Origin of the sequence: Streptococcus porcinus (assembly GCF_901542335.1) — a bacterium.
GTDB classification, from domain to species: Bacteria; Bacillota; Bacilli; order Lactobacillales; family Streptococcaceae; genus Streptococcus; species Streptococcus porcinus_A.
Genome location: NZ_LR594036.1, coordinates 580,075 through 592,891, shown reverse-complemented (window position 1 = coordinate 592,891; position 12,817 = coordinate 580,075). Strand labels below are relative to the sequence as shown.

Annotated in this window: 10 protein-coding genes; 2 read left to right on the top strand and 8 right to left on the bottom strand. The window is 29.3% G+C overall.

Annotated features, from left to right (window positions below):
- Positions 1-29: 29 nt before the first annotated feature.
- The 6 genes from FGK96_RS02875 to FGK96_RS02850 all read right to left on the bottom strand — a co-directional run bounded on the left by FGK96_RS02875 (position 30) and on the right by FGK96_RS02850 (position 5,997).
- Positions 30-260, bottom strand: a complete 231-nt coding sequence (locus tag FGK96_RS02875) for a hypothetical protein (RefSeq protein ID WP_138081169.1) — start codon at positions 258-260, stop codon at positions 30-32.
- A 465-nt stretch (positions 261-725) separates the two neighbouring features.
- Positions 726-1,127, bottom strand: coding sequence for a sigma-70 family RNA polymerase sigma factor (locus FGK96_RS02870; RefSeq protein WP_138081167.1), 402 nt, complete (start codon positions 1,125-1,127; stop codon positions 726-728).
- 408 nt (positions 1,128-1,535) lie between these two features.
- Positions 1,536-2,105 carry a hypothetical protein gene (locus FGK96_RS02865; RefSeq protein ID WP_138081165.1) on the bottom strand — a complete coding sequence of 190 codons (570 nt, stop codon included), beginning with the start codon at positions 2,103-2,105 and terminating at the stop codon, positions 1,536-1,538.
- Between the two features lie 748 nt (positions 2,106-2,853).
- A complete protein-coding gene (locus FGK96_RS02860) occupies positions 2,854-3,894 on the bottom strand; it encodes a hypothetical protein (protein ID WP_138081163.1) in 1,041 nt (346 codons plus the stop codon).
- Positions 3,891-4,757 (bottom strand): ATP-binding cassette domain-containing protein, encoded by an 867-nt coding sequence (locus tag FGK96_RS02855; protein ID WP_138081161.1) that lies wholly within the window; start codon positions 4,755-4,757, stop codon positions 3,891-3,893. The genes FGK96_RS02860 and FGK96_RS02855 overlap by 4 nt, the downstream gene beginning before the upstream one ends.
- Positions 4,741-5,997: an ABC transporter ATP-binding protein gene (locus FGK96_RS02850; protein WP_138081159.1), complete on the bottom strand. Its 1,257-nt coding sequence runs from the start codon at positions 5,995-5,997 to the stop codon at positions 4,741-4,743. The genes FGK96_RS02855 and FGK96_RS02850 overlap by 17 nt, the downstream gene beginning before the upstream one ends.
- A 52-nt stretch (positions 5,998-6,049) precedes the next feature.
- Here FGK96_RS02850 and FGK96_RS02845 point away from each other — a divergent pair, with 52 nt between their 5' ends.
- On the top strand, positions 6,050-7,108 hold the full coding sequence (locus FGK96_RS02845; protein ID WP_138081157.1) for an IS30 family transposase: 1,059 nt from the start codon (positions 6,050-6,052) through the stop codon (positions 7,106-7,108).
- Between the two features lie 137 nt (positions 7,109-7,245).
- Positions 7,246-8,484 (top strand): IS256 family transposase, encoded by a 1,239-nt coding sequence (locus tag FGK96_RS02840; RefSeq protein ID WP_138081155.1) that lies wholly within the window; start codon positions 7,246-7,248, stop codon positions 8,482-8,484.
- 266 nt (positions 8,485-8,750) lie between these two features.
- On the opposite strand, the gene FGK96_RS02835 is transcribed toward FGK96_RS02840, so the two are convergent.
- The gene (locus FGK96_RS02835) at positions 8,751-11,903 is read right to left on the bottom strand and encodes a DEAD/DEAH box helicase (protein ID WP_138081153.1); all 3,153 of its coding nucleotides are present in this window, start codon (positions 11,901-11,903) and stop codon (positions 8,751-8,753) included.
- A 235-nt stretch (positions 11,904-12,138) separates the two neighbouring features.
- Positions 12,139-12,798, bottom strand: a complete 660-nt coding sequence (locus tag FGK96_RS02830) for a single-stranded DNA-binding protein (protein ID WP_138081151.1) — start codon at positions 12,796-12,798, stop codon at positions 12,139-12,141.
- Between the last annotated feature and the right edge of the window lie 19 nt (positions 12,799-12,817).

Here is a 12,817-nt window from a genome sequence, read left to right as displayed (position 1 = left end):
AAAAAGTCAGCTCCCATTTATCATATTTTTTAATCAATCAGCATTGCTTTCTTCTGCAAATATGATAGAAAACAATCCTCTAAACTTCGCCCAATTTTTGCGTAACTGCATTTTACAAGCACATTACCGACTTTCATAAAATACATAGAAATCGGATCTACGCTGCTTTTATCTCTTATATCTTTAATGTCAGGGACTATCTTTTTATCTATATCTTCCACTGACATATTTTTATATCTTGTTAATTCTTCTATATTCATTAGAAAACTCCTTTCTTCGTTGTTTTCTCTAATTAAGTTTTTTGACATTGACAAGTGCATTGGCTGCTACATAGGAATTTCACCTCCGCCCCTTTTCAAGATGAGCCGGCTTCAACTGTAGAAGTATCATTATCCCCATTAGTATCATCGCACAAGAGTTGCCATCCTCTTTTCATACAAATCTATTTATCGCTACAAACCTTATATCCTCTACACAATGTAGGTATTCATTTAAACCAATTATCTTAGCAGGTTTATCTTGGCGTAAGTTCGTAAATTGCTCCACTATCGGTTAACGTCTTGTCTTGGTCTATTCAGTTGTCAAAAAACAAAATCTACATATAACGAGGTATAAAAGTCCCTCTATATATAAACCTTACTTTCAGAACAACTTTTAACACTTTTTTTGAAAATTTTTTAAAAATAGAGGACAAAGATTTTCCCTGCCCTCTACTTAAACTTAATTTACTTATCCAAAAGTTTTCTCAGTTTCTCTAAAATCCTATTTCTTAGTCTACTGATTTTCATCGGATTCGTATCACCTTGCTTTGCAACTTCTGTGAGAGTTTTATCATCAAAATATAGTGCTTCGATTAACTTTCTCTCTTCATCATTTAGACTGTCCAATGCACGATACAGATCTTCTATCAGCATTTTAGTTTCAATGATTTTTTCAACATCTACTGTGTCATCGGCAACATCTACAATACTTGTGTTAAAGTCTCCAAAATTAAATACCTTATGTTTTCTATCCAATCTTTTCAAGTGAGCTTCATGATTAAGTTCTTTTTTATATGCTCTATACACTTCATCAGAGACATAGATCTTATTACCTTTAACATAAATGTATTTTTCTTTGTTTGACATACTTTTGTCCTCCTTTTTTACTCATTTTTTTGATTTTTGAGCATAAAAAAGGAGGACCTCTGCATTTTGACATGCGAAGTCCTCGTAAAAACAAACAAATAAAAAATTTATATTCAGTTTTTATTTCATAAAAAAGGATAACAAGTAAAAATCAAGGTAATCTTATGTATTAGTTCACTCTTTGTATTTAATCCTATTGCTAATAAAAATTTTCTGTACATACTCATGTCTCCCAATATACATTATTTAAATTCAAAATAATATTGGGATGTGGATAGAAAATACATATAATACAACTATGTATCTCTCGATTTATATATAAATAGACTATGAATTAATTTAAGGCTCATGTAATGGTCAAATATCATTTATTCCATAGTATAATAACCTATACTCTTCACTGATTAATTAACACCCTATCATTCCTATTGTATTAAAATATGTTCTTATTGCCCAAGCAACTTTTGCCATTTTCCCAGTCATTTTACTTTTGTTTTCGTCGATATATTGAACCAAAGCTCGATTGCATTCGCAGTTTTGAGTTAATGATAACCCCCATTTATAGCATTTATCATGTCTCCTACACCCCTCATCCAAAATATCTTGTGCAGGTTTTGTAAAATCTTCTCCACTATATCCTGGACCACAATAATTCCCCCATATAGGTAAACTTATAGAAACACTTCTTAATTGGAGACCATTAGTTCCATTAAATTCGTTACTTATCGATTCTATCAATAAGCCTTGTTCAATCACTTCAAATGATTCTTTGTTTTTTTCAGCTAATTCATAATTAAAATAAACGTATGTTCCTTTTACTACTAGATACTGTTCTACTTTATTTCCTATTTTTTCCACCTTATCAAATGTTACATTATCATGTTCAGCCCCCATAGCAAACACACTAGAACAATTAATTAAAAGTAGAGTAAAACAACATAATAAAACAAATTTTAGCTTTCTTGCATTAATAATCATAAACAACTCCTCTCTAAACAACAACAATAACAATAATATATACACACTCTTATTATTTTCAAAAATAAATTTTAGAAATAATAAATGCATATAAAAATATCCCCTATCTTTAAGTGTCAAATTCTTCTAATTGATTGTAAAAAATATGGACTTTTAGTTTTAAGATAACCTGTTAAAAAAATAAATCCAATACCTATAATACTTTGTACATACACGTAAACCACAGAACTATTAGGATTGCCAACATAAAAAAATGGATTTAAAATTGAAGTACTATCTATATTAATCATAAAATAAATCCAAAAAATACTGCAAACAAAAATCGCTATGGATTTACTGAATGTTAAAGAACTCACAAAGTATGCGAAGCCTACAAACAATAAAATTGAAGTGTACGTATTCAGTATATAATCATAAATCGACACTGATGAATTAAAATCCATTCTATAAAAGATAATATACAAACCTAAGTGAACAGTAATAATTACAATAATGCTGAGAAGCTCGATAATAACACTCTTAAAATAATTTAAGAGCTTATTTCTATTTTGCATATATTCAATTTCTATCATACCAATGTCATTTATCTTAGTATTATAATTAGAAGCTGTTATTATAAAATACAATGGTAGGTACATAATAGAAACATTAACAAAATCTAAAACACTTTTTATATTAAATGCAAACAATATCAATAAGGAATATACCATTGGGTAAACAAAGTATTGTAAATTCAATCTTTTTTTTATCATAATATTTTCTCCTTTCGTTTATTGTATGATAGCATAAGTATAATTATACTTATTATAACAATTAATACTTGCCTAATTATGATAGTATTTTCATTTAAAATGTTTGTATCTAAGCGATGCAATACTATTAAGCTTTCAAAAATCATAGGTAATTTGGTAGCTCTAGGTGTTATGTTAAATATAATCCATACCAAATATAGCGACATTATGGACATATAATTTTTCGCTTTAGAAATAATCAGTATTAAAACTGATGTAAAGCAAATTACTGACGGAATAAAATACAAACAGTATTTTGTAGTCATTGGTAAATATTCTATATCGTAACCTGCAAAATAAAACTTAAAATAACTATATAAATTCAAACATACTCCCAATGTGTATGTGAATATAATTATAGGAATCAACACCGTACATAATTCTGCAATAAAAAATTTCAGGTACTTATTTGAAGTAATCTTCATGGATTCTCTTATATTATACCTATCATCTTCTTCAAAAATAATTATAATAAAAGGAATCAACAAAAATGCAATTATAGCTTGAATATAAGTAATATAATTTTTTTGAAATTCAATCTGATAACCTTTGTTTTTAGTACTTTCTAATAAATCTTTGTTAATCGCATTATATGATTTATACTCCATCTTAATTTCTTGTATAGTATTTTTTAAATATGCATATGAAACATTATCTTTTTTACTTTTTTCGATAATTTCATCCAGATCGTAATAATCTAAATCTTTTAAAAGTTCTTTAAGACTACTTAAATTGTCAGAACCATCCGTATTATCCATAATGGTTTTTACTATATTGTTTTTTAATTCTTTTTTTATCTCAGAATCTGTCTTATTTATATATAAATAATTATTTTCACCATATCCTTCTAATTTATGTAAATCCACGTCACTTTTAACAGGATAATGGAAAATTTCTCCTATTTGCGTGAAAATAAACACCATAAGCAAAACTAACAAAATAATTAATGGTATTCTTTTCCATTTTTTCTTTATATTAAAGGCAAGAAATTTAATCATTGGTTTTCCCCTTCACTTATCTTCCACATATATGCATCTTCAAGGCTCACATTAAATTCTTTAATATCAGAGTTACTCTTAGAAACCGTAGCAATAATTTTTTTGCATTCCCTTCTAAATGTAAAAACATTATTGTTGCATGAGTATTCTTGAAATTCATCTAAAGTACAGAACTCTTTAATTCCTAAATTGTTTGATGCTTTCAAAAGCAAATCATCTATTTTCCCTTGATATATTAATTTCCCTTGTTCAATAATTAATAACTCTTCACAAATGTGTTCAATATCCTCGACTAGGTGTGTAGACAATATTACAATATTTTCTTTTGCATATTCACTCAAAAGTTTCCTTATATATATCCTTTCCTTTGGATCAACACCAGCTGTAGGTTCATCCACTATTAATACCTTTGGATTACCCAACATTGCTTGTGCTAATCCAAGCCTGCGTTTCATTCCCCCTGATAATTCTTTGTATTTTTTATTTTTGTATTCTAATAAATTTACTTTTTCTAAAAGTAAATTTATTTCATCTTTTCTATTTGATTTTGTTATATTTCTTAATATTGAAATTTCTTCCATAATATCGGAAACTGTAAAATCTGGATACATCCCAAAATCCTGAGGAAGGTACCCTATTAATTCAGCAATTTTTTTCTCTTTTATATAACTCCCATTTTCTATAAACAATATTTCACCAGATGTTTTTTTTATCAACCCTGTAATCATTCTAAACAGTGTTGTTTTACCAGCTCCATTCCTACCTAATACCCCATATATTCCTTTATGCATAGCACAACTAACACCATCAACAACCTTAATTTTGCCGTATTCTTTTTCTAAGTTTTTAATTACAATCTCCACTTAAATTCGCTCCCCTCATAAACATTTTTCCAAACAAAGATTCACTATTGTTTATTAATTCTTTAAAAGTTCCAATTTCTACTATTTTGCCATTATCAAGAACTAATATTGAATCTACAGAATTTATAGATCTCAATCTATGTGTTATGAAGATTATCAAACAATTTTGAAATTCTTTTTTTATTAAGCTAATTATATTTTCTTCAGTCTTTTCATCTAACATAGATGTTGCCTCATCAAAAATTATTACTTGTGGTTTTTGTAAAATTGTTCTAGCAATGACAATACGTTGTTTTTCTCCACCAGAAATCTTAGCACCATTTTCTCCTAAATTAGTATCTAATCCGTTTGTCAATTTTTCAAACCACATGCCTAGATTAACTTTATATAAAATGTCTATTAAGCAATCATCTGGCTCATTTTTTTTCGATTGCAAGTTTTCTCTTAATGTACCATTTAATAAAAATATATCTTGAGATATATAAGAAATTTTATTTCTCAACGAACTAATTTTTATATTTCGAATATCTTTATTATTGATACAAACATTTCCTTGATAATTATCCCACAATCTAAGAATCAATTTAATAATGGTTGACTTTCCAGAGCCACTAGCTCCGACTAATGCATACATATTTCCAGTCTTCAATTGAAATTCACATTTTTCCAATACAAGTATATCGTTATATTTAAAACTAACTTCATTAAAAGTTATTTTATCAATAGAGACAATATCTTCTCCTGTATCTTCAAGTATCTCAGTTTCAATAATTTTTTGCTTTATTTTACTCCATGATAGCTTATAATCCAATATTTCTGTCGGAAACCTATATATACTAGTTATTGGAGTAATAAATTTTTGAGAAAAAATATTAAATGTAACTAGCGCTCCAATAGATAATTGTCCTAACACAACTTTTATTCCGCCAAAGCAGAGTATTGTAGCAATCATTAAAGCGTTAATGAAAGATATTACTAATGTATTTTTTAAATTTATCGATATTAAATCACAGTTATATTTAATGTTTTCTTGTTCTTTAGTACGTAATAATTTATATATTTTATATTCAAGCTTTGCGCATATAATGCTAAATATGTTAAATATAAACTCTTGAGATATTTTATTTTTTTCTATAATACTATCTCTGTATTTAATATTTCCATTTTCAACCTTAATTTTAAATTTGGTAGATTGTAAAATCAAATTGAACAAATTAATAAAATAAAATATCCATGACATTTTCTTTGTTAGAATTAAGTCACAACACAAAAATCTTTAAAGGAGAAATATCATGGACAACTTATATTCTAACATTGAAATACACAAACATCAAAGGGGTAAACATCTTAATTTTGAAGATCGCTGTACAATTAAACACCTAACGAACGAAGGTAAATCTCTTCGTTACATAGCTAAAGAGCTTAACTGCTCACCCTCTACCGTTATGTACGAACTTAGAAGAGGAACCATTGAGAAAACCTCTGCTAAAGGAAGACCATCAGCATATATCCCAACTAGAGGTCAGAAACGATACGAAGAGAACAGAAAAAATTCGCACAGAAAGTATCGGGCTTCTTATGTTAGCAAATTCATGGAATCTATTACTGACTACTTCATCAATAAGGGGTGGTCAGTAGATAGTAGCGTTGGCTATGCCAAAAGAAAAAAGCTATACTCTAAGGATAAAATGATGTGCACTAAGTCCATATATAACGCTATCTGGAGAGGCGATGTAGGTATTACACCATCTATGCTTCCTGAAGCTCTTAAGCGAAATACAAAAGCGAATAGGAGTATAAAGAATAAGCGAATACTTGGTACTAGCATTGAAAAAAGACCAGATATTGTTAATGAAAAAGTTGAGTTCGGACATTGGGAAATTGATACGGTAGTACCTTTAAAGAATAAGCATGAGGCCGTAATGCTTACACTGATAGAGAAAGTAACAAGATACTACATAACTATCAAAATACCAGGAAAAGAATCCGATGCAGTTAATAATGCCATAAATAGCCTTAAGGAAGAATATGGCTATAACTTTAGCAAAGTGTTCAAAACAATAACTTCTGATAACGGAAGTGAGTTTGCAAAGCTTAATGAGTATGATGATGAAGAAACAAGTATATACTTTACTCATCCATATAGTTCTTGGGAGAGAGCCCAAAATGAAAGATGTAACAGAATTCTAAGAAAGTATATCCCAAAAGGAGAATCTATTGAAGGATATACAGAGGAAGAGATTCTATCAGTATCAGATATCATAAACTCTAAGCCAAGAAAAGTGCTCCAATACTTTACATCAGAAGAATTGTTTGAAGCCCAACTTGATAAACTGTATTCAATTGGATAAATTTTATTAGCAAGTGTTCAACTTGTTATTGCATTTTACGAAATATTTAAAATAAACTATGAGTGTGTGAAATTTTTTCTGTAAATTAAAATAGGTCTCCTATGATAAAATTTAAATATCATAGGAGGCCTATTATTATGGCAAGAGAAAAGAAACCAGTACACAAAGTAGTTATGACTGAAGGAAAAAGAAATATTGTGCGACAGTTACTGCAAGAGTATCCAATTGAAACCGCTGCAGATATTCAAGATGCTCTTAAAGATCTTCTTGGTAGCACAATTAAAGAGATGATGGAAGCAGAGCTTGATAATCATCTTGGTTATGGTAAATCAGAACGTTCTGATTCTGATGACTATAGAAATGGATACAAATCTAAACGTCTCAATTCAAGTTATGGTTCTATGAACGTTGATGTTCCTCAGGATAGAAATTCTACCTTTGAACCACAAGTAGTTAAAAAAAGACAAAAGGACATTTCTACAATCGAGCAGAAGATAATTTCTATGTATGCTAAGGGACTCACTACAAGACAGATTTCTGACACTATAGAAGACATATATGGATTTGAAACATCAGAGGGATTTATCTCTGATGTTACAGATAAACTTCTCCCTCAGATTGAAGATTGGCAAAACAGACCTCTTGATTCTGTATATCCTATTCTCTATATAGATGCCATTCATTACTCTGTAAGAGTCGAAGGCATAATTAAGAAACTTGCAGCATATGTGATTCTAGGAATAAACTCTGAAGGAAAAAAAGAAGTACTTAGTATAAACATAGGAGAAAATGAAAGTGCTAAATACTGGCTGTCAGTGCTTAATGATCTTAAGAACAGAGGGATTAATGATGTACTTATAATTTGTGCTGATGGATTAAGTGGAATAAAAGAAGCTATAGCAGCTGCATTCCCTAAGACTGAATACCAAAGGTGTATAGTGCATATGGTAAGAAACACACTTAGATATGTTCCAAGTAAGGACATGAAGCCTTTTGCCAATGATCTTAAGACAATATACCATGCACCTAATGAAAAGCTTGGAAGAGAGGCTCTGGATAAGGTAAATAATAAATGGGAAGATAAATATCCTAACGCAATGAAACGATGGTACGATAATTGGGACTGTGTATCACCGATATTCAAGTTTTCTGCTGCTGTCAGAAAGGTAATATATACTACAAACGCTATAGAATCATTAAATTCTACATACCGAAAGTTGAATAGACAAAGAAGTGTTTTTCCTAATGAAACATCGCTTCTTAAAGCACTTTATCTTGCTACATTTGAAGCTACTAAAAAGTGGACAAACAGCCTCAGAGACTGGGGAAAAGTACATAATGAGTTCTGTATAATGTACCCAGGAAGAATAGAGTAAAAGAAAAAATAAATATCCCGGAGATTGAATTTTAACCTCCGGGAATTTTACATGCACAAAAATGTTTGTTATACGTTAATTATAGGATTTAGAGAAACTGTAATCTAGTCCTACTTAAATTATCATAGGAAATCTCTATTTACAGAAATTTTTTCACAGAGTCTAAACTATGTCAAACTATTATAAAAATATTTTCTAAGTACATTTATAATCTATTAAAATCTTTATATATTATTTATTGTTACTTTTAAAATGTTTCTTTACTCTTAATCTTCGTTGAAAAATTTAGATATTATATCTATAAAATACTTTCTATATTCCCAATCCTTTTTATTACCAATAAAAGCAAACCTATATCTAGCTCGTGTACAGGCTACATTTAAAATATTTGCTTTTGATGCCACCCATTTCATTGCTCCAATGCTCTTATTAGAACATCCTAGCATGAACAATACTTCATCTGCATCTTTTCCTTGAAAAGTATGAACTGTACCAATGCAATTTTCGCTCCATTCTTTCAATTTTTCTGCACTAACATTTTTTTCTATAAAATAATTTATTAAATACTCTCGCATTGAATTAGAAACACTCCTAAACGGTGTAATAATAAATACTTTATCATACTCATTAAAAAACTCTTTATTACTAATTGCTGCTTTTTCAATCAACTCACATACTTTTTCAGCTTGATTTTTTACAAAGTGATTTTTCCCTCCTATCTCCTCTCCTTTTACATCAAACCAGCATGATTTTTTTATCAAAAAAGGATATTCTTCATTATGATAAAAACTCCTATTACTAGTCTTATTAAACATTCTGTTATCATATGAAATCATATTAGATATAGAAAACATTGGATCAATACACCTTCTATGTACAACCAAAGGGCAGCCAACTATTCTCTCTCCAAGTTTTCCATTAAATTCATTAACTCGATCTGCAAATAGTTGCACCGAGTTATCAATATTCTTATATTCTTCTGCTACCCCCATACTATCTGCAAGTAAATCAATTACTACTTTAGGAATTTTAACAACAGGATCTATCTGAAGTGGATCTCCAACCACAACTGCATTATTTGTCCTATACAATGCACCAAGTGCTGATTGCGGAACAGCTTGACCTGCTTCATCTATGATTAACATACCAAGACTTTTGTTCCCTGCATACTTTAGAAATCTACCTACAGATGCAAATGTTGATGATAATACAGGTATTACAATCGATAAAGCATTAATTAAATGAGGGAACATTTCCTTTTTCTCTTCAATAGTAAATTTCCCATTATTATATGCATCATATAAAAATAAATTTCGTTTAATATATGGAGATTCCAAAATGAAAGCTTTACGAACCTGCAACGCATGGTAAAACAGTTCTTCTCTCGCTTTATCATACTCTCTAAATGTCCATGGACACGCATTTTGTGATTCTTCCGCTCCTTCAATGCTTTCGAAAAATTCATTATCTGCAAAACAACTTCCATATTTATTTTTTATTGCATCTTCATTATGGTAAATCGCATCTTTTTTCTCATTAAATGAAGATTCTATTTCTAAAAGAGATTCAGTTTCTTTTTCTATTTCACCTTCTAAGGATTTTAATTCTTCTTCCTTTTCTTTAATTTTTAAAAGTTTTTCTGAAATATCTCTCTTTAAATCTAAAACGTCTTTTCCTTTTTTTCCAATGCCTAATAGTATTAAGATTTTTTTAAAAAAGGATAGATTTTCTTTTTTCTCTTCAATGTTTTTTTCTAATTCGTTGATTTGTTCTTTAAATTTTAATATATCTGATTCAGTAACATCCTTATTTCCTTTTAAAAATTTAAGTGCTGCTTTTTTATCAGAAAGCTTATTTTTTTCTTCGTAAAAATCTTCTAGATATTTCTGATCTTTTTTAATTTCTTCTCGTATTGTTAAAACCTTTTCTTTTGCTTTAGTATAGTTTTCTGTTGCTTGCTCAAACGAAATAGATTTTTCCTTATCTAAATCAAGGGAAATCTTATCTTCAGTATCATTTTTCTTAGCAAATATACAGTTTTTTAATACATCATTAATATATGATTTTCTTCCCATTCTAGCAGATATTAATCCCCATGCCTCTTTAGATTCACCTATGAGTTCGTCTGCTACCCGTGAAAAATAAATTTCATCAAACTTTTCTCTATCAAAATATCCACTAAGTGTTTTTTCGCTTTTTAATTCTTTAGCCTTAGGTAAATCGAGTGTGATATTTTCTACAGCTCCATTATTGTTTGATACAACTAAAATCCCATATTTTGAAATATCTTTTGGTATTTCATAATACTTCTCATTATAATTAGATGTTGAAGTGGATGCTATTTGATGAGATATGAAATTTTCCCCGCTAATTCCATTAGCAATTAGCCTCTCTGCAAGTTTTTCAACATTTGATGCGATGATTTCTTTAAGAAGAGTAGTCTTTCCCGTACCTGGAGGACCATTTACAGAAAAAATATCTCTATTTCTATTTTTTTCAGAGGTAGCTATATTAATGGCAATTTGTTGCATCAATGTTGGAGAAAATGTTGATGGGTACTTCGCTAGCGGAAAGCACTCCGCACTTAACCATTCCTTCATCTTTTCAACATTAGTATCTATCATAATTTTATTTTCTTCACCCAATAAAGCATTTATATATTTAATAATATTCTCATTTTCTATAAAGTGCTTTTGTATTGTTTCGATATCCTTTAAATAAAAACTTTTGAAATAGTCTGATTCATCTTCTACTCTTAATCCCTTGCAAGCATATTTAATATTTGAATAGCTTTCTAATCCAATTTCCTCATCTGAGTTTATCTCAATATTATCAAATAATATTTTTTTTATTTGATCTACATCCGTAAACTTAAGTATTTTATAATCTTTTTGTTTCAAAATATCATTTATATTTTCATCTAATTCTTTGATATGCACTTGTCTAATATCAGCATCAATTCCTTTGCGTTTTATTATATTAAGAATAGCGTAAAAAAACGGACTAATTCTAAACCCTTCTTCAGTAATAACCCCATCTAAATCAATCTGAACTGAAAATATATAGAATTCCCCAGAAATTTCATTTAGCTCTTCGTATTTTTCCAAATCCAATTCGCAAACTTGCGCCATCTTATATAAAAAGGAATTTATCTTGTAACAACCACAATACAGATTAGCACGGTTAAAAAGTTTACTCTCCATAGAATTCTTTTTAGTATGCTTTTCATTATATTCTTTGTATGCATCTAACGGAAGATTATTTTCACCTTGTCCATTATAATATCTATCAAAAGGTATTTCTTTTCCATCTTCGTTGATTGCTAGCAATAATTTTGGAGAGTCTACAGGCGTGAAATATTCTTCAAGTTTCCAAAATTCTAATATTTTTCTACATTCTTCTAAAAGTTTTGAATCCATCTTTTCTCCCTCTATTACTAAAAAATTATGTTAAACATAAATTTTAACTTTGTTTACAATATTAAGTGATTTTATTTAAACACAAATCTTTATTCTGAAAAAATAAATATTTAATTTGATTTCCTCCTAAAAGTAATAAAATGTAAACTATTTCTCTTTTATTATAATACTATTACCAATCATTTAAAAACAAAAAAAGAGCCGGTGTGGTCCAAAAGACACACCGACCATAAATTTATATCTCAGCTTCTTTTGATGCTTCATTCTTTTCTTTAGGCTTTTCTTTATCTTTAGCCTTATACTTTTTTATTGCTCCAAGTACAGATTCTTTCTTTTCATCTTGTCCTTTCATTTGTTCCTTTGCCTTTAATAGCTTTGAAGAAAGTATCCTGATGTTAGTATGTTCCTTGCCGTTATCATCGCTGAAAGTTCTGATTTGTCCAAAGAGCTTAACAAAATCTCCCTGCTTAAAGTCTTTTGGAATTTCACCCTTTTCTCCGTATGCGGAGCAATTATGATACACCTTATTTCCTTCATCATCTTTGGATACTACGGAGAAGTTCGCCACCTTAAAGGCTTCTCCGTTCTTATTTTCCCTTTCAACTACATTAACCTCTCCTACAATATTTCCAATGATATTTATAAGATTATCCTTTTCTTCCTGAACATAAGGTAAGTCTTTTATCTGTCCCTGTCCTCTTAAGTCCTCAATCATATAGTCAAATTCCTCATGCAGCAAATTAACGGTGTCATTGTCCATATAAGCCTCATAGAGCTTATCCAAAGCACTTTCATCGTTGATACCTTTTTCCATGCTGATAACCGCCTTAACAAAGTCCTTGTGATTATCACTTACCATATCTTCTATCTGATTTCTCATTGTTTTGTAATCCATGTTTTTATCTCCTTTCATG